Origin of the sequence: Amycolatopsis orientalis DSM 40040 = KCTC 9412 (assembly GCF_000478275.1) — a bacterium.
In the GTDB taxonomy this organism is placed as follows: domain Bacteria; phylum Actinomycetota; class Actinomycetes; order Mycobacteriales; family Pseudonocardiaceae; genus Amycolatopsis; species Amycolatopsis orientalis.
This window is the reverse complement of record NZ_ASJB01000070.1, coordinates 81,144-102,018: the sequence shown is the minus strand read 5'-3', so window position 1 is coordinate 102,018 and position 20,875 is coordinate 81,144. Positions and strand designations below refer to the sequence as shown.

18 protein-coding genes and 1 pseudogene are annotated in these 20,875 nt (G+C 68.7%); 12 read left to right on the top strand and 7 right to left on the bottom strand.

Features of this window, described 5'->3' with window-relative positions:
* Window positions 1-607: 607 nt before the first annotated feature.
* Complete coding sequence (locus L324_RS25830) at window positions 608-859, top strand: hypothetical protein (protein ID WP_037313903.1); 252 nt, start codon at window positions 608-610, stop codon at window positions 857-859.
* A 118-nt stretch (window positions 860-977) separates the two neighbouring features.
* Here the strand turns inward: L324_RS25830 and L324_RS25825 are convergent.
* Window positions 978-1,654 (bottom strand): annotated as a pseudogene (locus L324_RS25825) (peptidylprolyl isomerase).
* 217 nt (window positions 1,655-1,871) lie between these two features.
* On the opposite strand from L324_RS25825, the gene L324_RS25820 reads away from it, so the two are divergent.
* The gene (locus L324_RS25820; protein WP_037313896.1) at window positions 1,872-2,474 is read left to right on the top strand and encodes a hypothetical protein; all 603 of its coding nucleotides are present in this window, start codon (window positions 1,872-1,874) and stop codon (window positions 2,472-2,474) included.
* A gap of 13 nt (window positions 2,475-2,487) precedes the next feature.
* On the opposite strand, the gene L324_RS25815 is transcribed toward L324_RS25820, so the two are convergent.
* Window positions 2,488-2,757: a DUF2631 domain-containing protein gene (locus L324_RS25815; RefSeq protein WP_037313929.1), complete on the bottom strand. Its 270-nt coding sequence runs from the start codon at window positions 2,755-2,757 to the stop codon at window positions 2,488-2,490.
* Between the two features lie 95 nt (window positions 2,758-2,852).
* Here L324_RS25815 and dxr point away from each other — a divergent pair, with 95 nt between their 5' ends.
* From dxr to map, 6 genes are all read left to right on the top strand, one after another.
* Window positions 2,853-4,058 (top strand): 1-deoxy-D-xylulose-5-phosphate reductoisomerase, encoded by a 1,206-nt coding sequence (gene dxr / locus L324_RS25810; RefSeq protein WP_037313894.1) that lies wholly within the window; start codon window positions 2,853-2,855, stop codon window positions 4,056-4,058.
* 3 nt (window positions 4,059-4,061) lie between these two features.
* A complete protein-coding gene (locus L324_RS25805) occupies window positions 4,062-5,303 on the top strand; it encodes a M50 family metallopeptidase (RefSeq protein WP_037313893.1) in 1,242 nt (413 codons plus the stop codon).
* A 118-nt stretch (window positions 5,304-5,421) separates the two neighbouring features.
* Window positions 5,422-6,573, top strand: coding sequence for a flavodoxin-dependent (E)-4-hydroxy-3-methylbut-2-enyl-diphosphate synthase (ispG, locus tag L324_RS25800; RefSeq protein WP_037313891.1), 1,152 nt, complete (start codon window positions 5,422-5,424; stop codon window positions 6,571-6,573).
* Window positions 6,574-6,727: 154 nt separating this feature from the next.
* Window positions 6,728-7,582, top strand: a complete 855-nt coding sequence (locus L324_RS25795; RefSeq protein ID WP_037313889.1) for a GNAT family N-acetyltransferase — start codon at window positions 6,728-6,730, stop codon at window positions 7,580-7,582.
* A gap of 61 nt (window positions 7,583-7,643) precedes the next feature.
* Entirely contained in the window at window positions 7,644-9,449 is a 1,806-nt protein-coding gene (locus L324_RS25790) for a penicillin-binding transpeptidase domain-containing protein (RefSeq protein WP_037313887.1), read from the top strand.
* A gap of 23 nt (window positions 9,450-9,472) precedes the next feature.
* Entirely contained in the window at window positions 9,473-10,330 is an 858-nt protein-coding gene (map, locus tag L324_RS25785; protein WP_037313886.1) for a type I methionyl aminopeptidase, read from the top strand.
* 73 nt (window positions 10,331-10,403) lie between these two features.
* Here map and L324_RS25780 read toward each other — a convergent pair whose 3' ends face one another.
* Window positions 10,404-11,093: a FadR/GntR family transcriptional regulator gene (locus L324_RS25780; protein ID WP_037313884.1), complete on the bottom strand. Its 690-nt coding sequence runs from the start codon at window positions 11,091-11,093 to the stop codon at window positions 10,404-10,406.
* Window positions 11,094-11,141: 48 nt separating this feature from the next.
* Between L324_RS25780 and L324_RS25775 the strand changes: the two genes are divergently transcribed.
* Together L324_RS25775 and L324_RS25770 are read left to right on the top strand one after the other, a co-directional pair.
* The gene (locus tag L324_RS25775) at window positions 11,142-12,389 is read left to right on the top strand and encodes a CynX/NimT family MFS transporter (protein WP_037313882.1); all 1,248 of its coding nucleotides are present in this window, start codon (window positions 11,142-11,144) and stop codon (window positions 12,387-12,389) included.
* A 55-nt stretch (window positions 12,390-12,444) separates the two neighbouring features.
* A complete protein-coding gene (locus L324_RS25770; RefSeq protein ID WP_235783649.1) occupies window positions 12,445-12,954 on the top strand; it encodes a hypothetical protein in 510 nt (169 codons plus the stop codon).
* Between the two features lie 95 nt (window positions 12,955-13,049).
* On the opposite strand, the gene L324_RS25765 is transcribed toward L324_RS25770, so the two are convergent.
* On the bottom strand, window positions 13,050-14,444 hold the full coding sequence (locus tag L324_RS25765; RefSeq protein WP_037313880.1) for a mycothione reductase: 1,395 nt from the start codon (window positions 14,442-14,444) through the stop codon (window positions 13,050-13,052).
* 262 nt (window positions 14,445-14,706) lie between these two features.
* On the opposite strand from L324_RS25765, the gene L324_RS25760 reads away from it, so the two are divergent.
* Window positions 14,707-15,540, top strand: coding sequence for a S1 family peptidase (locus L324_RS25760; RefSeq protein WP_037313878.1), 834 nt, complete (start codon window positions 14,707-14,709; stop codon window positions 15,538-15,540).
* Window positions 15,541-15,573: 33 nt separating this feature from the next.
* A complete protein-coding gene (locus tag L324_RS25755) occupies window positions 15,574-16,056 on the top strand; it encodes a GNAT family N-acetyltransferase (RefSeq protein WP_037313876.1) in 483 nt (160 codons plus the stop codon).
* On the opposite strand, the gene L324_RS25750 is transcribed toward L324_RS25755, so the two are convergent.
* The 3 genes from L324_RS25750 to L324_RS25740 form a co-directional block, all read right to left on the bottom strand.
* Window positions 16,022-17,209, bottom strand: a complete 1,188-nt coding sequence (locus tag L324_RS25750; RefSeq protein WP_037313874.1) for an 8-amino-7-oxononanoate synthase — start codon at window positions 17,207-17,209, stop codon at window positions 16,022-16,024. The two genes, L324_RS25755 and L324_RS25750, sit on opposite strands and share 35 nt — an antisense overlap.
* 631 nt (window positions 17,210-17,840) lie before the next feature.
* Window positions 17,841-19,343 (bottom strand): DEAD/DEAH box helicase, encoded by a 1,503-nt coding sequence (locus L324_RS25745; protein WP_037313871.1) that lies wholly within the window; start codon window positions 19,341-19,343, stop codon window positions 17,841-17,843.
* A 369-nt stretch (window positions 19,344-19,712) separates the two neighbouring features.
* Window positions 19,713-20,771, bottom strand: a complete 1,059-nt coding sequence (locus L324_RS25740) for a lytic polysaccharide monooxygenase auxiliary activity family 9 protein (RefSeq protein WP_037313869.1) — start codon at window positions 20,769-20,771, stop codon at window positions 19,713-19,715.
* Between the last annotated feature and the right edge of the window lie 104 nt (window positions 20,772-20,875).

The following is a 20,875-nucleotide window of genomic DNA, read 5'->3' as shown; positions in this document are numbered from 1 at the left end:
GAGAGGTAAGGCAAACGTGGCGTGATCGACTCGATGCCGTGAAGGTCCCCTTGCCTACCCTCAAGGTAGCGAAGGAGGCCTTCACTACTTGGCGACCTGCGTGGGACTGCCTCGCGAGACGGGGGCTTGTCCACAAAGGACCGTTTCGGCGACTCGGTGTCCGGTTGATGCCTAAAGGCACGTTCCTGAACGGGGTCGTGAGTGGTAAAGAGCGTTCTAACGCTCCTTGCCACTCACGACCACCTCGCGAAACCGCACAAACGACCCAAGCCGGACACTTTCCTCAGAAGAGTGTCTCTCGGAGTCGCGGCCCGGCTTCTGTCAGCCAGTCCGGACGCTCGCCGGGGCACGACATCTTTGCCTTACCCCTCAATATGCCGTCGAAAAAGAATGATCATTGCCGGATCTCGGGGTTGGCACCTTCGAGCATTCGGCCCGGGATCTGCTTACTGGATTGAGGGGAACGGTCTACCCTGCTCGTGGCCGACACCTATGACGCGGACCAGAGGGGAGCCGCCACCGTCGCCCCCCTCGGGGGGAGACGACAGGAAAGACCGCGTCGACGCGTGGTGGTGCGCAGGAAATCATCAAAGCTGGAGCTGGCCGGGTGAGCAAAGTGGAGCAGGTCGTTGACCTGAAGTTCGTGGCAGCGCCAGGAGAAAGCGTCGAGGTGTGCTTCGAGCCGACGGGAACCACGTTCGCCCTAAGCGACGGCGAGGCGATCTTTCTCCGGACCGCAATCTCGAACATCGCCTCGCTTGAGATTGTCTCGTGGCCTAACGGGATTGGGGTTTGGGTTCCCTGCCCTGGTGACTTCGCGATCATTGATTCAAAGGGGAACGAAATCGATACACTCTGATTCGCTCTCCGTAAGAGAGTGCCGGTGCTCCGGATATGTTGCGGGGCTGCTGATGACAACGCCCAGTCGGCGGTACCTCGTTTTTTGACTGCTTATCAATGGCGGCGGGAGTTAGTCCCTAGAAACCGACGGTCGCCTTCTGGATCTTCACCGGCTTAGCGGGCAGCCCGTCGGCGGGCCGTTCGGATCCGTCGGGATGATCCCGTTCGCCACGATCCGGTCCAGCACCTCCATACCCCGCACGACCTTGCCCATCACCGAGTAGTTCTTCGGGATGTTCGCGAACGAGTGCACGATGAAGAATTCGCTGCCGTTGGTGCCGGGGCCCTGATTGCCCATGGCGATGGTGCCGCGCTCGTAGGTCTCGGTGCCGTCGACCTCGTCCGCGAACTTGTAGCCCGGCCCGCCCTTTTCGGCTTCGTAGATGTCGCCGCACTGCAGGACACCGAGGCGCGCGGAGTTCGTCAGCCGCCAGCACTGGCTGTGGTCGTAGAAGCGCTGCAGCGCCAGGCTCGCCAGGTTGTGGACCGCGCACGGAGCGGCGCCGGCGCGGTTCAAGCGCACAGTCACCGGGCCGTAGTTGAAGCGGAAGGTGACGTCGACGGTGCCGCGGGTCAGCGCGAAGGGGAGCGGTCGCAGGACCGGGCGGGCCGCGGGGTTTTCCGGTGTCGGCGTGAACTCGCAGCGCACGATCGGCAGGGACGCCGAGGACGCGGGCGCGGCGTTGGCGACGCCGGGCAGCAGGACGGCGGCGAGTGCGGAAACGACAGCGGTGACACCCCAGCGCAGCTTCATGAGGGGGAACCTAACCCAAAAGGGTGGCCGCCGGGTAGCGCTTCACGCGGGCGCGCTGCGGGTGATCGCGGAGTCGGTCCGTGAAGTCCTCCTTGCCTACCCTGAAGGTAGCGAAGGAGGCCTTCACTACCTAGGCGGGTGAGGGTGGCGGTCCAGGTGGTCGTGACCGGCGATTCGGGCTAGAACACGAATCGCCACTCACGACCAACGGAGCCGCATGTTCACCGCCGCGTACCTCGCCCTCTCGCTCGTCCTGCTCCCGCCGACGGAGATCCGGCCCGACCAGGTCGAGCACATCGCCCTGCCCTGTGCCCAGGCGGGCGCGTCGGCCGACGACGGGGACGCCGCCAAAACCCTCAACCAGCAGCTCGGCGCGAAGATGCGCGGCTACATGAACCCGTACAACACGTCGTGCGCCAGAGTGATCGTCGACACCGTCCAGAGATCGGGCCTCAACGATCGCGCGGCGGCCATCGCGATCGCGACGGTGATCGTCGAGTCGAGTATCGCCAACCTCGACGGCGGGATGGGGGACTCCGTCGGGCTCTTCCAGCAGCGCGCGAGCTGGGGTTCCTTCGAACAGCGGACCGACCCGGTCTGGGCGACCGGCAGGTTCCTGGCCGTGATGCGCCAATTCTTCCCGAACGACTCGTGGAACACCGCAGCCATCGGTGACGTCGCCGCGGCGGTCCAGCGGCCGGCGGCGAAGTACCGGTATCGCTACGGGGTCGAGGCCGCCGACGCGGTCGTGATCGTCAACGAGCTGTGGGCCCAGAACGGCAACTGGCCCCCGTCCTCGCAGGAGAACGGGGGCCGGTGAAGCCGTGCAGGAGCTACTTGCGCCAAGCCGTGCGCTGCTTGCGGATGTCCAGCACCAGCGCGAACATGACCGCCAGCGACAGGCCGATCAGCCACAGGTTCTCGGTCCAGCCGTGGTGGTTGCCGTACAGCATCACCAGCAGGATGATCGCGGTCAGCCAGCCCGCGATCCGCGTCGCCTTCGGGAAGGAACCGTGCCAGCCCCACTCGGCCGACGGCTCGTCGCGGGGGTCAACGGTGTCGACGCCCACCCGGCCGCGCTTTTCGACCGCCTTGCTCGCCACGATCAACTCCTCAAAACCCGATGGTTCGCTTGCCCGCGAATGATCCCACACCTGGCTGCACGCGCCCGACGGGGCCCGCGCGACAATGACCCCCGATGACTACCTCGCGAAGTGTGCTCGTGCTCGGTTCGACCGGTTCGGTCGGCGCCCAGGCCCTCGACGTCGCGGCCCGTAACCCGGGGCTGTTCCGGGTCGCCGGGATCGCCGCGGGCGGCTCCGACCCCGCCGCGCTGGCCGCGCAGGCCCTGGCGCACCAGGTCGACGCCGTGGCCATCAGCAGGCCGACGGCCGTGGAAGACCTGCAGCTCGCGCTGTACGCCGAGGCGCAGAAGCGCGGCTACTCCAGCGGCGACTTCAAGCTGCCCCGCATCTTCGCCGGGGCCGACGCGGTCATCCAGATGATCGACGCCACCCCGGTCGACGTCGTCCTCAACGCGCTCCCCGGCTCCCAGGGGCTTCCGCCGACCCTGCGCGCGCTCGCCACGGGCGCCACGCTCGCGCTCGCCAACAAGGAGTCGCTGATCGCGGGCGGGCCGCTCGTGCTGGCCGCGGCCAAGCCCGGCCAGATCGTCCCGGTCGACTCCGAGCATTCAGCGATCGCCCAGGCCCTGCGCGCCGGTCGTGAGGCCGAGGTCGCCAGGCTGGTCCTCACCGCCTCCGGCGGGCCGTTCCGCGGCCGCAAGCGCGCCGAGTTGGCCGACGTCACGGTCGAGCAGGCCATGGCGCATCCGACCTGGTCGATGGGGCCGCTCATCACGATCAACTCGTCCACCCTGGTCAACAAGGGGCTGGAGCTGATCGAGGCGAAACTCCTGTTCGACATCGAGACCGACCGCATCGACGTGGTCGTCCACCCGCAGTCGATCATTCACTCGATGGTGACCTTCGTGGACGGCTCGACGATCGCCCAGGCCAGCCCGCCCGACATGCGGCTGCCGATCGCGCTGGCCCTGCACTGGCCGGACCGTGTCCCCGGTGTCGCGGCCGCATGTGTCTGGGACAAGCCCGCGAGCTGGACTTTCGAGCCGCTGGACAACGAGGCGTTCCCCGCGGTCGAGCTGGCCAGGCACGCCGGGACCGTCGGTGGCTGCGTCCCGGCGGTGTACAACGCGGCGAACGAGGAGTTGGTCGCCGCTTTCCTGGCACAGAACACCGGCTTCACCTCGATTGTGGACACTATTGCCCAGGTGGTGGAAGCCGCCGACGAATGGCGTCGCGAGCCTCGCGACGTGGACGACGTACTTGCTGCCGAGCGCTGGGCTCGCGCGCGTGCCGGTGCGCTGATCGGTAAGGGGAAGTAGCGCGTGGTCTTCATTCTCGGGATCGTGCTGTTCGCGCTGGGCATCTGCCTGTCGGTCGCACTGCACGAGGCCGGTCACATGTGGGCGGCCAAGGCCTTCGGCATGAAGGTCCGGCGCTACTTCATCGGCTTCGGGCCGACGATCTTCTCCTTCCGCCGCGGCGAGACCGAATACGGTCTCAAGTGGATCCCGCTCGGCGGATTCTGTGACATCGCGGGCATGACCGCGCTCGACGAGGTCACCCCGGACGAGTCGAAGCGCGCGATGTGGCGCTTCAAGACCTGGAAGCGCACCGTCGTCATGTCCGCGGGCTCGGCGATGCACTTCATCCTCGGCTTCATCATCCTCTACTTGATGGCCGTGACGATGGGCCTGCCGAACCCGGCCGCGCAGGCCGCTCCCACCGAGGCCGTGATCAGCGCCACGTCGTGCGCCCGCCCGGCCACCACCATGGAGCAGCTCAACGACACCTCCTGCCCGCCCGGCGCCCCGACTCCGGCGAAGACCGCCGGGCTCCAGGCGGGCGACAAGGTGGTTTCCGTCGCGGGCAAACCGATCAAGACCTGGCGCGAAATGCTCGCGGCCGTCCAGGTCGCGAGCGGCCCGACGCCGTTCGTGGTCGAGCGGAACGGGCAGCGGCTCGACCTGACCGTGGACGTGCCGAGGGTGCAGCGCCTGGTCGCCGACGGCTCCAACAAGACCATCGTCAAGGACGTCGGCATGATCGGCGCCTCGCCGATCCAGAACACCGCGCCGGCGCTGCTGACCTATGGTCCGGTCGACGCGATCGGCGGGACGCTCAGCTTCACCGGAACGATGTTCTCCGAGACCGCCCAGCGGCTGATCGAGTTCCCGTCGCGGATCCCGGCGGTGGTGGACTCCATCTTCGGCGGCGAGCGCGACCCGAACACCCCGGTCAGCGTGGTCGGTGCCAGCCGTATCGGTGGTGAGGCCGCCGAGCGTGGTCTGTGGGAGATCTTCGTCCTCCTGCTGGCGAGCCTGAACTTCTTCATCGGCGTGTTCAACCTGCTGCCGCTGCTCCCGCTCGACGGCGGGCATATCGCGGTCGTCTGGTACGAGCGGGTCCGGGACTGGTTCCGGAAGATGCGGGGCAAGGCGGCGGGTGGTCCGGTCGACTACACGAAGCTTTCCGCGGTCACGATGGTGCTCGTCTTCATCGGCGGCGCGGTCACTCTGCTCACCGTCACAGCCGACATCGTGAACCCGGTCAAGCTGTTCCAGTGACGGGCGGCCCCGGTTACGGAGCACGCTGTCAGGACCGTTGGGCTGCCCAGGTAATGCTGCTCACCGTGACGGCTGACGTCGTGCGTGTCCGCCGATCGGGGTAGGTACGCTTGGAGGCGTGACTGTCGCTCTTGGTATGCCAGCGCTTCCTCCTCCCGTCCTCTCCGAGCGTCGTAAGACCCGACAGCTGCAGGTCGGGTCGGTCGGCGTCGGCAGCGAGCACCCGATCTCGGTGCAGTCGATGACCACCACGCTCACCTCCGACGTCAACGCGACGCTGCAGCAGATCGCCGAACTGACCGCTGCGGGCTGTGACATCGTGCGGGTCGCGTGCCCGTCGGCGGACGACGCCGAGGCGCTGCCCGCGATCGCGAAGAAGTCGCAGATCCCGGTGATCGCCGACATCCACTTCCAGCCGAAGTACGTGTTCGCCGCGATCGAGGCCGGTTGCGCGGCGGTCCGGGTGAACCCGGGCAACATCCGGAAGTTCGACGACCAGGTCAAGGAGATCGCGCGGGCCGCGAAGGACCACGGCACGCCGATCCGGATCGGCGTCAACGCGGGCTCGCTGGACAAGCGGATCATGGACAAGTACGGCAAGGCGACCCCGGAGGCGCTGGCCGAGTCGGCGCTGTGGGAGGCGTCGCTGTTCGCCGAGCACGACTTCCACGACGTCAAGATCTCCGTGAAGCACAACGACCCGGTCGTCATGGTGCGCGCGTACGAGATCCTCGCCGAGCAGTGCGACTACCCGCTGCACCTCGGCGTCACCGAGGCCGGCCCGGCGTTCCAGGGCACCATCAAGTCGGCCGTGGCCTTCGGCGCGCTGCTGCGCCAGGGCATCGGCGACACCATCCGCGTTTCGCTGTCCGCGCCGCCGGTGGAAGAGGTCAAGGTCGGGATCCAGATCCTGCAGTCGCTGAACCTCAAGGAGCGCAAGCTCGAGATCGTGTCCTGCCCGTCGTGCGGCCGCGCGCAGGTGGACGTCTACACACTCGCCGAGCAGGTGACCGCCGGCCTGGAGGGCATGGAGATCCCGCTGCGCGTCGCGGTCATGGGCTGCGTCGTCAACGGCCCCGGCGAAGCGCGTGAGGCCGACCTCGGCGTCGCGTCGGGCAACGGCAAGGGCCAGATCTTCGTCAAGGGCGAGGTCATCAAGACCGTGCCCGAGCACGCGATCGTCGAGACACTGATCGAAGAGGCCATGCGGATCGCCGAGGAGTCGGGCCAGACGATCGGCGAGGGAGAGCCCATCGTCACCGTCGGCTGAGTGGTCGAGACCACGCCAGGAAAGGTCCTTTCCTCGCAAAATTTGCGAGGAAAGGACCTTTCCTGGCGCATGTGGGCCTCCACCAGCCAAGGTTCTCTCAGCGTGTCGTAAAGCTTGCGTTCCGTTTAAGGCGCTCATCTGGCACCCTGGAGTGGTGTTGCGGCTTGCAGGTGCACGGCTGCTCGATGATCGGGACTATCCGGCGGTCCGTGCCGCGCTCGCCGCAGACCCGGTCGGCAGCTGCATGGTCAGTGCCAGGGTGGAGACCGCGGGTCTCGACCCCTGGCGGCTCGGTGGTGAGCTCTGGGCCGCCGATTCCCGTCCCGTGCGCGCGGGCAGGCTCCAGGGCCTGTGCTTCTCCGGGCCGAACCTGATCCCGTTGCGCGGCAACGCCTCCGCCTTGCGCTCCTTCGCCGATCGCGCCCTGCGCCGCCAGCGGAGCTGTTCCTCACTGGTCGGCCCGGCCGAACAGGTACTCGGTCTGTGGGACGAACTCGAGCCCGAATGGGGCCCCGCCCGCGAAGTACGCCACGACCAGCCGCTGATGGCGCTCGACGGGATCCCGTCCGTGGCCTGCGATCCGCTGGTCCGCGCGGTGCGCCCGGAAGAACTCGACAAGTACCTTCCCTCCGCGATCGCGATGTTCATCGAAGAGGTCGGTGTCGACCCCCGCCACGGCGACGGCGGCGCCGGTTACCGGGCCCGCGTCGCGGAACTGATCGCCGCCGGCCGCGCGTTCGCGCGGTTCGAGGACGGCGAGGTCGTCTTCAAGGCCGAGATCGGGGCGATGTCCTCGACGGTCGGGCAGATCCAGGGTGTCTGGGTGCATCCGGAACGCCGCGGCGCCGGACTCGGCACGGCGGGCACGGCGTCGGTCGTGACCAGGCTCGTCCGCGGGATGAACCGCACCGCGAGCCTGTACGTCAACGCCTACAACAGCCCTGCCCTCGCCGCCTACCGCCGGATCGGCTTCCAGCAGGTCGGGCAGTACGCGACGGTTCTGTTCTAGCCACTGCCGGGATCGGCGTTGCGTCCGGTCGGAACCCGCCGGTACTGGCAGGATCCGGTGCATGCCAGCAGGTCGTCGTTTCGCCGTCGTCGTGCTCGCGGGGGTGGTGGGCCTGGCGGCCGCCGGCTGCGGTCTGTTCGCCGATTCCGGCCCCGACGACGCCATCAGCGGCTTCCTCAACGGACTCTCTTCCGGTGACACCGCCGCCGCGGCCTTCTTCACCGATTCGCCGGACGCCGCGCGGTCCTCGGTGGAGATGGCGCGGAGAGCGCTTTCCCCGGAGTCGATCAAGGTCGCCGAAACGAAGGTGCGGCACTCGTCCGGAGCGGACGACGGGACGGCGACCTATCGGCTCACCTGGAATCTCCCTCGCGGCCGGGTCTGGACGTACCAGGCCGACGCGCAGGTGCACTCCACTCAGGACGGTTGGAAGGTGCGGTGGCTGCCGACCGTGCTCCATCCGCAGCTGGCCGCGCAGCAGACGATCGCGCTGAAGTCCGAGCCGCCGGACCTCGCGCCGGTGCTGGATCGCGACGGACTGCCGTTGCTGCGCCCGCAGACCGTCGTCAGCGTGGTGCTCGACCCGGCGAAGGCGGGGGATCTGACGGCGGTCTCCGACAAGCTCGGCGCCGCGCTCAACCGGTTCGAAGCGTCGGTGACCGGGCAGTCGATCCGCGACGGGGTGAAGACGGTCAAGCCAGGGGCCGGGTATCCGGTGATGATCCTGCGGGCGGCCGACTACCAGCAGGTGAAACCCGAGATCTACGACCTGCCCGGGGTCCGGTTCAGCCAGCAGGACAGGCTGCTGCCCGACGACAGGAACTTCGGGAAGCAGGTGCTGCCCGCCGTCCGCTCGCTCGTCGAGGACCAGGTGGACGGCGCGGCGGGCTGGCGCGTCGTCACGCTCGACGTGAGCGGCGGCGAGATCGCCGACCTGTACAGCGAACAGCCCAAACCCGCCCCCGCGGTCGTCAGCACGCTCAGTGTGAAGGCGCAGGGTTCGGCGGAGCGGGCGCTCGCGCCGGTCCCGACGGCGTCCGCGCTGGTCGCCATCCAGCCGTCCACCGGTGAACTCCTCGCCGTGGCACAGAACGCCCCGGCCGACGCGCAGGGCGCGATCTCGCTCAGCGGCCGGTTCCCGCCGGGCTCCACGTTCAAGATCGCCACCGCCGTCGCGGCCCTGTCGGCGGGTTCGGTGCAGGCGAGCAGCCCGGTCGACTGCCCCGGCACGGCCACCTTCGAGAACCGGACGGTGCCGAACGAGGGCAAGTTCGCCCTCGGCGTCGTCCCGCTGTCGAAGGCGTTCGCCAAATCGTGCAACACGACGTTCGCGAAGCTCGCGACGGATCTCCCGCCCGCGGCGTTGACCGACGCCGCACGGGATCTCGGTATCGGGGCCGACTTCGTCATCCCCGGCGTGACCACGATCACCGGCTCGGCACCGCCCGCGAACACCGTCGCGCAGCGCGCCGAGAACGGGTTCGGCCAGGGGACCGTCGTGGCGAGCCCGTTCGGCCTCGCGGTCGCCGCCGCGACCGTCCAGTCCGGGAAGATCCCGGTGCCGACGCTGGTGCGGGGGATGGCCGCGACGTCGTCCGGCCTCGGGAAACCGATCCGGCCGGAGGTGCTCGACGCCGTCCGGGGGATGATGCGCGAGGTCGTCACCGACGGTACGGCGACCCTGCTCAAGCCCCTGCCCGAAGTGCGTGGCAAGACCGGGACCGCCCAGTTCGGCGACGGGACGCACGCGCACGGCTGGTTCGTCGGCTACACCGGTGACCTGGCGTTCGCGGTCTTGGTCACCGACGGGGGGACGTCCAAACCCGCGGTCGAGACCGCGCAGCGCTTCCTGGCGGGACTCGGGTAGCGAGCAGGTCGTAGGCTGGGCTCATGTCCGTTCGTGCCCCCTTGAAGCCCGGCGTCCAGACGCCGCGGCGAGTCGTCCCCGCCAGCATCGCCCGCCCCGAGTACGTCGACAGGCCGGCGCCGAAACGCGACACGGGCAACGGGGTCCGCACGCCCGAGGTGATCGAGGCGATGCGCGTCGCGGGCCGGATCGCGGCGCAGGCGCTGGAGGAGGGCGGCAAGGCCGTCAAACCCGGCGCGACCACGGACGACATCGACAAGGTGATCCACGAGTTCCTGCTGGACAACCACGCCTACCCGTCCACCCTCGGCTACCGCGCCTTCCCGAAGTCGTGCTGCACCTCGCTGAACGAGGTGATCTGCCACGGCATCCCGGATTCGACGGTGATCGAGGACGGCGACATCTGCAACATCGACGTCACCGCGTTCATCGGCGGCGTCCACGGCGACACCAACGCGACGTTCCTGGCGGGTGACGTCTCCGAGGAGGCGCGGCTGCTGGTCGAGCGCACGCGTGAGGCGACCATGCGGGCCATCAAGGCCGTGCGGCCGGGCAGGCAGCTCAACGTGATCGGCCGCGTCATCGAGGCGTACGCGAAGCGGTTCGGGTACGGCGTCGTCCGCGACTTCACCGGTCACGGTGTCGGCCCGGCGTTCCACACCGCGCCGACCGTCCTGCACTACGAGGAGCCGTCGGTCGACACGATCATCGAGCAGGGCATGACCTTCACGATCGAGCCGATGATCACCCTCGGCACCATCGACTACGACATCTGGGCCGACGACTGGACCGTCACCACCAAGGACAAGAAGTGGACCGCCCAGTTCGAGCACACCCTCGTGGTGACCGAGGACGGCGCGGAGATCCTCACCCTGCCGTAGGTCTTGCGGCTTGCGCGTGAAGGCCCCCTTCCCTCGGCTCAGCCGAGGGAAGGGGGCCTTCACGCGCTCCTCGTCAGTCCTCGTCCTGCGCCACTCGGGCCAGGAGTTCGTCGAGGAAGCCGCACGCCTCGGTGGCCGCCCGGTCGGCGTCGCCGTCGGCGATGGCCTCGGCGAGCCCCTCGTGGCCGATCTCCGGCAGGTATTCGCGCCCCGGCGTCACATTCGACGTCGCCGCCACACTGGCCGTGATCACCTCCGTGAGGCCGCGGTACATCTCGGTCAGCAGCGTGTTGTGTCCACTTTGGACGACGGCGAAGTGGAATTCCGCGTCCAGACGGGCGAAATCCTCCCAGTGGCGTTCCCGCAGTTCCTCGTTGCGGCGGGCGAGCAGCTCCCGTAGCGCGGTCACCTCCTCCTCGGTCCGCGACACGGCCGCGAGGCGGGCCCCTTCGACTTCGAGGATCCGCCGCACCTGGAGGACCTCGCGCAGCTCCGAACCGCACAACCGCCGGATCGCGCCCGAGACCTCGCTGGTCGCCCGCACGTAGGTGCCGTCGCCTTGACGGACCTCGAGCAGCCCCGTATGCGCGAGCGCACGGACGGCCTCCCGGACGGTGTTGCGTCCGACACCGAGCTGTCCCGCCAGCTCCGGTTCGGTCGGAATCCGCTGCCCGATGGGCCATTCTCCCTGCGTGACGGCGTCACGCAGCTGCTCGATGACCTGATCGACCAGGCCGGCACGGCGCGTGGTGGCCAATGGCACAGCGTTGTCCCTTCATCCAATCATCCTATGTATGTGATACTAGCCGACGTGCGTGTCGACTCCCGAGAATCCGTTTCCCCGTTCGACGAGCGTCTTGAACTCGAAGGCTCGATCGAGACGGAGTGGCGGCCGGGAGTGATCACCGGCGGTGTCCTGCTCGGCGTCGCGGTCATCCTGGTCGCCCTCAACCTGCGCCCGGCGATCACCAGTGTCGGCCCGATCCTCGGCGAGATGCGCGACGACCTCGGTGCGACCGCGACCTGGGCCGGCGTGCTCACCACGCTCCCCGGCCTCTGTTTCGCCGCCGCGGGATTCGCCGCTCCCGCCCTGGCCCGCCGGTTCGGGATGGGCGTCGCCATCGCGACCGCGCTCTCGGTGCTGGCCGTCGGCCTGGTGCTGCGGGTGATCGACGGGCCGTACGTCGTACTCGGCGGAACCCTGGTCGCCACGGCCGGGATCGCCTTGGCGAACGTACTGATCCCAGTCGTCATCAAGGACTCCTTCCCAGCGCGTGTCGGCATGATGACCGGCGTGTACACCGCCGCTCTCCAGGGCGGAGGCGCCCTGGGGTCCGCGCTCACCCCTCCCTTGGAGAACGCGTTCGGCGGCTGGCGTCAAGGTCTCGGCGCCTGGTCGGTACTGGCGGTGCTCGCACTCCTCGTCTGGATTCTCGCAGCCCGTGGTTCGGGTCGTGCTCCCGTCGAGGAGGCAGGAAAGCAGGGTAGCGGGCGATCGCTCCTGCGCAGCCCGCTTGCGTGGATGGTCACGCTTTTCTTCGGCACTCAGGCCTTTTTGGCCTACGTCGTGATGGGCTGGCTGCCGGAAGTGATGATCGACGCCGGGGTGAGCAAGGGTGACTCGGGCCTGCTGCTCGGGCTGATCTCGCTCATCGCCGTCCCGATCAGTCTCGTGGTGGCGCCGATGGCCGCGCGGCACCGCAGTCAGAGCCCGTGGATCGTCGGACTGGGCGTCTTCGGCTTCGTCGGCATGGTGGGCATGATGGTCGCCCCGGCCGCCTCGCCGTTGCTCTGGTGCGTGCTCATCGGGCTGGGAATGAGCGTTTTCTCGCTCGCGCTGACGGTGATCGCGCTGCGGGCGCGCACCGGGGCGGACACCGCCCGGCTGTCCGGGATGGCACAGGGCATCGGCTACCTGATGGCCGCCGTCGGGCCGTTCTTGTTCGGTCTGCTCCACGATCTCACCCACGGCTGGACCGTGCCCTGGATCATGATGCTCGCGGTCTTCGCCGCGCAGATGACCTTCGGCGCCTTCGCCGGGCGTCGTCGCTTCGTCTGAACGCGTTCAAAAAACTTCTTGACCCCATGCCGGGCCGAGCCATACCCTGAGTGAGTTGAACCTGTTCAAAAACTTGGTTCTGGGGGTCGGTGTGGTGGAGGAACTGGCGTACGGGACGGCTCTGGCCTGCTTCGCGGCGGTGTGCGTCGTCTTGGCGCCGTCGCGGCCGGCGGCCGCGGTCTCGTCGTTCGAGTTCTACCGCGCCGTGGACCGGGTGTGCGTACAGGTGGGGACGGCGAGCAGTGCGATCCAGCACTACTGGCCGGACCCGGAGGGGGACGTCGCGACGGAGCAGCGCAAGTGGGAGCACTTCTTCGCGACGAGGGTGGACGAGGCCAAGGACATCCTCAAGGGGGCGACAGGGGTCCGCGCGGTGCCGGGAGGGGCGGCATCGGCGCGGGAGGAGTTCTTGGTGGCCGTCCACCGGTACGTCGAGGCGGGCGAGCGGTTCCTGAAGAACGGGGCCCGCTCGGCCACCTTGATGGGGATCTCGGACACCCGGATGAACGAGGTGAGCGAACTCGCGGTACGGAACGGGGCCCGCAACTGCGGACGCGTCATCTGAGTCGCGTTTAGTCCTCTGAATGCGACCCAGATGACGCCAGCGCGCGTCCAGAGGCCGCATCCAGAGGACTAAACGCGGCGGGGCGCGCGGAGCGGTCAGTCCAGCGGCAGGTTCAGCAGCGCGTTCTCGACCAGTTCCGGCATCGCCGGGTGGATCCAGTACTGCCCGCGCGCCATGCTCTTCGCGTCGAGACCGAAGCTCATCGCCTGAATCAGCGGCTGGATCACCGAAGACGCCTGCGGGCCGATGATGTGCGCGCCCAGCAGCTGCCCGGTGGCCGGATCGGCGAGCAGCTTCGCGAAGCCGGTGGTGTCCTCCATCGCCCAGCCGTAGGCGATACCGGCGTAGTCCTGGTGCGACGTCACGTACGACACGCCGCGCTCGCGCGCCTCGCGTTCGGTCAGCCCGACCGAAGCGACCTGCGGCGAGGTGAACACCGCGTGCGGGACGAACCGGTGGTCGGCCTCGATCCGCTCGTCCGGGTGCAGCAGGTTGTGCTGCACGACGCGCTGTTCGTGGTTCGCGACATGCTTCAGCTCGAAGGACGACGAGATGTCGCCGAGCGCGTAGATCCCGTCGACCACGGTCTGCTGGTACTCGTCGACCACGACGTGCCCGCGTTCGCCGGTGGTCACACCGGTGGCGGCGACGTCGAGGATGTCCGAGTTCGGTGTGCGGCCGGTGGCGACCAGCAGCACGTCGGCCTCGACGGTTTCGGCGCCCTGGGGGCCTTCGAGGTCCAGAGCGATTCCCGAAGCGGTCTTGCGGGCGCGGACGGTCTTCCGGTCGAGCCGGACGTCGAACCGCTGCGAGGCCAGTTCGGTGAACCGGGCGCTGACGTCGTCGTCCTCGGAGCGCAGCAGCGCGCCGGACCGGTTGACCACGGTCACCTTCACCCCGAACGAGGCGAAGACGTGCGCGAACTCGGCCGCGATGTAGCCGCCGCCGAGGATCACGACGCCGGCGGGCAGTTCGTCGAGCCGCATCACCGTGTCGGAGGTGTGGTAGCCGGTTTCGGCGAGGCCGGGGATGTCCGGGATCACCGGGCGCCCGCCGGCGGCGAGGACGAACCGGTCGGCGGTGATCGTCTCGGCCGGGCGCCCGTCGGGGTAGCTGACCTGGAGTTCCTTGTGACCGGTGAAGCGGCCTTCGCCCTCGTACACGGTGACGTTCTTGTTGTCCTCGTGCTGGACGCGGTACTCGCGTCCACCGGCGGCGATCGGGTCGATCCGCCCGAAGATCCGGTCGCGGACGTCGCGCCAGCGGACCCCGGTCAGCTCCTCGTCGACACCGAACTTCGCCGAAGACGCGGGGGTGGCCGCGACGTTGGCGGCGTGCACGAACATCTTCGTCGGGATGCAGCCCACGTTCAGGCAGGTGCCGCCGAACGTGCCCTTCTCCACGATCGCCGTGTTCCAGTCCGCGAAGCGCGGGTCGAGGATCGAGTTACCCGATCCGGTACCGACGATCACCAGGTCGTAGTGGGGCACGCTGTCTTCCTTTGCGGCGGGAGCGGGTGGTTCCGACTCTAGCCAACCTGTCACGGTGACCGGTTGTTCCCGGTCGTGAACGAAGGTCCACCCGTTTCAGTGACACCGCATCGGGCCTTCTCCGATTAGGGTATTCGCGATCGCTTGTGTACGCGCTGGAGTCGATTGATCACGACCACGATGATCGCGATGGCCCAGTGCCGCGGCGCCCCGGCCCCTGCCACCAGATGGCAGTACGTACGCCCCGGTGAAGGGACAGAACATGCCCAAGAAGTCACGTCGCACCCTGCTGCTCGCGGTCGGAGCGGTGCTCGCGACGGCCGTGATGGTGCCGATCGCGGTCAACAGCGCGTCGGCGGACGACAGTGCGGTGAGCGGGCCGGACAAGGCCGCCGAGCCGAGGATCGTGGGCGGCGGCAAGGCTTCCGTCTCGCAGTACCCCTACGCGGTCTACTTGGCCGATCGCGGCGGCAACCAGTACTGCGGAGCGGTGATCGTGAGTTCCACGACGATCGCGACGGCGGCGCACTGCGCGGTCGCGGTCAAACGCGCCGACGTCCGGGTGGTCGCGGGGCGGCAGGACAAGCGCACGCGGGACGGCGTGGAACTGCGTGTTTCGCGGATCTGGGTCAGCCCCGACTACAGCGGGGATCCCGGCAAGGGCGACGACATCGCGGTGATGACGGTCAGCGGCCAATTGCCGTACCGGCCCGCGAAGGTCGCGGACAACGGTGACGCCGACCTCTACAGCGAAGGCACGAAGGCGACGGTCCTCGGCTGGGGCCGCGTCGCCGACGGCGGCGCGCGTTCGGACTACCTGCGCAGCGCGGTGGTCCCGGTGGTCAGTGACAAGACCTGCCGCACCGCGTACTCGGGCTACGACCCCAGTGACATGGTGTGCGCCGGTTATCCCGAAGGCGGGATCGACGCCTGCCAAGGTGATTCGGGTGGCCCGCTCGTCGTGGGTGACACGCTGATCGGGATCGTTTCGTTCGGTGAAGGCTGCGCGAAGCCGAACAAGCCGGGCGTCTACACCCGAGTCTCGCACTACGCGAACGAGATCTCCCAGCAGAACGGCCGCGGGCTGATCGGCTGATCGATGCCTTCTTCACGTCCGATGTGCTAACAAGTGGACGTGAGCACCGACACCCCGATCATCGAGACCACGTCGTTCCCGCTGTCCGTCGCCGGTGACGAGATCACCGCCGCACAGCTGCACGGCATCCTCCGCCTGCGCGTGGACGTGTTCGTCGTCGAGCAGGACTGCGCCTATCACGAGATCGACGGACGCGACCTCCTGCCCGGCACGAGGCATCTCTGGATCGGCGGTTCCGTCGCCGTCGACTCGTACCTTCGGGTGCTGCAGGACGCCGGCGGCACCTTCCGCATCGGCCGGGTGTGCACGGCCGTCCGCTCACGCGGCAAGGGACTCGCGGGACGGCTGATGGAGACCGCCCTCGCGGGGATCGGGGACGCGCCTTGTGTCCTCGACGCGCAGACGTACGCGACGGATTTCTACGCCAAGTACGGCTTCGTGATCGAGGGCGAAGAGTTCATGGAAGACGGGATCCCGCACATCACGATGTGGCGCCGGGCGGCGCCGCGGCCGTGATCACCGCGACAGCGCGGTCCACATCGGCCTCGGTGAGGTCGGCCCGCGCGGTCAGGCGCAGGCGGGAGATGCCGTCGGGTACGGACGGCGGGCGGAAACAGCCGACCCGCACGCCCTGATCCGCGCACTCGGCCGCCCACGCGACGGCCGCTTCGGGGGACGGTGCCTGGACCGAGATCACCGCGGCGTCCGGGAGACTGACCCGGAACCCCGCCGCTTTCAGTTGCATCGCGAGGTTTCCGGCCGCTCCGGTCACCTTGGCGGCCAGCTCCGGCTCGGCCTTCAGCGCGCTGAGCGCGGCCAGTGCGGCGGCGGCACTGGCGGGCGCCAGCCCGGTGTCGAAGATGAAACTGCGCGCGGTGTCCACGAGATGCTTGATCACGCGACGCGGCCCGAGTACCGCTCCGCCTTGCGCCCCAAGGGATTTCGACAGCGTGATCGTGGTGACGACGTCGGGCGCGCCGGAGAGTCCCGCGGCGTGGACGGCACCGCGGCCACCCTCGCCGAGGACACCGAAACCGTGGGCGTCATCGACGAGCAGTGACGCGCCGTGCTCGCGGCAGACGGTGGCGAGCTGCTCCAGCGGGGCGATGTCGCCGTCCACGGAGAACACGGAATCGGTGACGACGAGGGCGCGCGGTTTGCGCCGGGTCGCCAGCGCGTGCTTGAAGGCGCTCGGATCGCTGTGCGCGACGGCGGCGATGTCCGATCGGGACAGCCGGCAGCCTTCGATCAGCGAGGCGTGGATGTACTTGTCCGTGACGATCGCGGAATCCGCGCCGGACAGGGCCGTGACGGCACCGAGGTTCGCGGTGAAGCCGGAGGAGAAGACCAGCGCGGCCTGTGTCCCGCAGAAGCGGGCGAGTTCGTGTTCGAGTTCGGCGTGGACCTCGGTGGTGCCGGAGACCAGGCGCGACCCCGTCGCCCCGGCGCCCCAGCGCAACGCGGCGGCCGCGGCCGCGCCTGCGACGCGCTTGTCCCTGGCGAGCCCGAGGTAGTCGTTGCCCGCGAGGTCCAGCTCCGGTTCCTGTGCCTGCCGGATGCGCAGCTTGCGCACCAGTCCGGCCTCGGCCCGCTTCTCCGCCTCTACGTCGAGCCAGTCGAAGACCTGGTCGGGAGGGAGGTTCTGGGGAGCGGGGCCGGGAGTAGTCACGTCCCGCAGTCTCCCATCCGGCTTCCGGCGCCGGGCGTGGTGGTCCCCACAGCGAACGGGTTCGCGGCTGAAGGGCGCCTTCCCCGCATCGCATGCGGCGAAAGCGCCCTTCGCCGCATGCGATGTGGGGAAAGTCCCCTTCAGCTCCTGGTCGTGAGCGGTAAGTGTCGTTAGAACCAAGGGTGTTTCAGGTACCTGGCGGGGGTAGGTTCGTTAGCGGCTGGCCGTGAAGGCCTCCTTGAGGGACTCAGGGTCCCTCAAGGAGTCCTTCACGGACGGCTCGGACCATCGCCACAGGCTCAGTGGCACCACCGGTCACAGGGGTAGCGCGTGAAGGACCCCTTCCCTCGGCTCAGCCGAGGAAACTCGACCTTCACACCTTCCCCAGTACATGATGGTCCCCTTCCTTGCGCCTAGCGCAAGGAAGGGGACCATCATGTACTTCACCGCGAGCAAGGCCGCAGGCTACGAGTAGGTGCCCAGGTGAGGGTTGGTTAGAACGACACTTACCACTCACGACCCCTGGAACCCAGGACGACCCCGAACGCCATGAAAGGTCCTTTCCTTGCGAAATTCGCAAGGAAAGGACCTTTCATGGCACTAACCGCCGGGTGGACCGGCTTCAGTTACTTCAGCTGTCGAAGCTGCGACGCGGGCGTCCACCCGGACGCTGCGGGCGGCCGCTGCCGCCACCGGACTCGCCGCGACGCGGGCGGCCGCGGAAGCCGCCGGGACGGCCGCCTTCGCGGTGACCGTGACCCTCACGCGAACCCTGGTAGCCGCCGCGGTCGCCGCCACCGTAGCCGCGGCCACCGCCACGACGCGGGGACTCACGACGACGCTCGACGACCGGCTCACCGCTGGGCTGCTGCGCACCGGTGATGCGGGCGAGCTCGGCGTCGCCGGGGCGGACCGTGGTCTGCTCGGCGCGGACACCGGCGCGGTCGGTCATCCGGCGCACCATGCGGCGCTGGTCGTGGGTGACCAGCGTGACGACGACACCGGACGCCCCGGCGCGCGCGGTGCGGCCCGCGCGGTGCAGGTAGTCCTTGTGGTCGGCGGCCGGGTCCACGTGCAGCACCAGCGAGATGTCGTCGACGTGGATACCGCGCGCGGCGACGTCCGTGGCCACGAGGACCGGGGCGAAGCCTTCCTTGAAGTCCGCGAGGACCCGGTTGCGCTGGCCCTGCGTCTTGCCGCCGTGCAGTGCGGCCGCGTGGACGCCCTTTTCGCGCAGGCGCTCGGTGAGGCGGTCCACGTGGTGCTTGGTGCGGACGAACATGATCGTGCGGCCCTCGCGGGCGCCGATCTCGGTGATGATGTCCTGCTTGTCCTGGTGCGACACCTGGAACACGTGGTGGTCCATGGTGGTGACGCTCGCGGTCGACGGGGCGACCGAATGCGTGACCGGGTTGGTCAGGTACGCGCGGACCAGGCGGTCGACGTCACCGTCGAGGGTGGCGGAGAACAGCAGGCGCTGGCCGTCACGCGGGGTCAGGTCGAGGATCTCGCGGACCTGCGGCATGAAGCCCATGTCGGCCATCTGGTCGGCCTCGTCGAGCGCGATGAAGGTGCACTCCGACAGCGACGCGGTGCCCTGGCGGACGTGGTCCGACAGCCGGCCGGGGGTGGCGATCAGCAGGTCGACGCCGCGGGAAAGCGCGTCGGCCTGGCGGGTGAAGGCCATACCGCCGACGGCGGTGCGGCACCACAGGCCGAGGGACTTGGCCAGCGGGGTCAGCGAGTCGGCGACCTGCATGGCCAGCTCGCGGGTCGGCACCAGGATCAGCGCGCGGGGGTGCTTCGGACGGGCCCTGCCGCCGTTGAGCCTGGTCAGCATGGCCAGGCCGAAGGCGAGGGTCTTGCCGGAACCGGTCTGCGCGCGGCCGAGGACGTCGCGGCCGGCGAGTGCGTCGGGGATGGTCGCCGACTGGATCGGGAAGGGGGTCGTGATACCGGCGTCGGCCAGCGCCCGCAGCAGGGGCTCGGGAAGACCGAGCTCCGCCCAGGTCTGGGCCTTGACCGTCTCGACGGCGTCGTCACGCAGCATCGCGTCACCCGTGGGGCGGGTACGCGGCTTGCGGTGCTGACGGGCCGACGGAGAAACGTGGCCGGAATTGAACGTGACTGTCACAAATGCCTCTCGGACATGACTCGTCGCAAGGGAGGCCCGGGCTGCCCGCGCGCAGGCAGGGCAAGATGGTGTGCGGTGGGCGTTCACAGGGACGAACCCGGCACACCGCGTCTGCGTGACACCGCGCGCCAATTGGTTGATACGGATACCGCGAGCCATTCGGTTGGCTTTGGAGGCGACGGACACCACTCATCCACGCCGCCGGTTGCGGTCTAGCACTACTGTACCGGACCGTTATCCGCCCTCCCAATTGGAGGGACCGATTGTGGGCAGGGTCTCCACGATGGCGTCGTCCGGCGGACGCCACGAAGGGGCCTCCCAAGGCGTGAGCGCCTTGAAAGACCCCTTCGTGACACTGTGGACAGTCGGTCAGCTTCCCTGGCAGGTCACCGACGGCTGCGCCGGACTCGTCCCCGGGGAGTCGACCACGAGACCGAACGTCGTCTCGCCGTCCGGCGGCACCACGCCGTTCCAGTTGGCGTTGGCGACGTTCACCACGTTCCCCGTTTGGCTCAGCGTCCCGTTCCACACGCTGGCGATCCGCTGCCCGGTCGGCAGCACCCAGCCCGCCCGCCAGCCGCTGTAGCCCGCCGTGCCGTGGTTCATGATCGTCACGGTCGCCTGGTAGCCGCCGGACCACGTGTTCGTGACGTTGAACATCGCCATGCACGAATCGCCTCCGGGCAGCGACGAGGTGGTCGTCGTCGACGAGGGCGGCGTGCCGGGGTCGTTGATCCCCGTCACCTCGCCGTTGCCGCCGTCGAACACGACGTCGGAGCAGCCGTAGAACGTCTCGGCGCTGTCCGAGCGCTTCCACACCGAGTAGATGATGTGCCTGCCCGTCTTGTTCGTGGGCAGCGCGCCGCTCCACTTGTACTGGCCTTCGACGCTGCCGACGGGGCCGGTCACCGGCGGGTGGTCCACGGTCAGGAACGGCTGGTCCTCGAAGTCGTCCCAGCGCAGTGCCCGGTTCGGATCCCAGCCGTCTTTGGTGACGTAGGTGTAGAACCAGCCCGGATGCGCCGCCCACGCGTTGTAGGAGAAGTCGAACGTCGCGCCGGCCGTCAGATGCGTGAGCGGCCAGTCGCCGACGCCGTCGTAACCGGCGAATCCGGGGTTGCCGCCCGAGCACAGCTTCCCGTCGGGGATGAAGCCGCGGGTGCGTCCGGCACCGTCGGAGCGCAGGACGGAGAACCAGTTGTACAGCGAGTTCGCGCCGCTGGTCCGGACGGCGGCGGCGCAGGCCGGATTGTGCGGGACGATCTCACCGGTCGGGGACAGGCCGTCCTTCCAGCAGAGGAACGTGCGGCTGCCTGGTTTCATCATCGCGCCGTGCGCGGCGGCGGTGCCGGTGTTCAGCACCATGGCGAGCACGCTCGCCAGCAGCACGGTCACGACGGCCAGGACGGTACTTCGTTGTTTCGTCACTCGGCTTCGCCCTTCTCCCATCGAGACATGGCCGCCTGTCCGTGGCGGCCATGGATGTGGGAGCGCTCCCATCAGGAGGGTAAAGCATTTCGGGCAAACCTCGA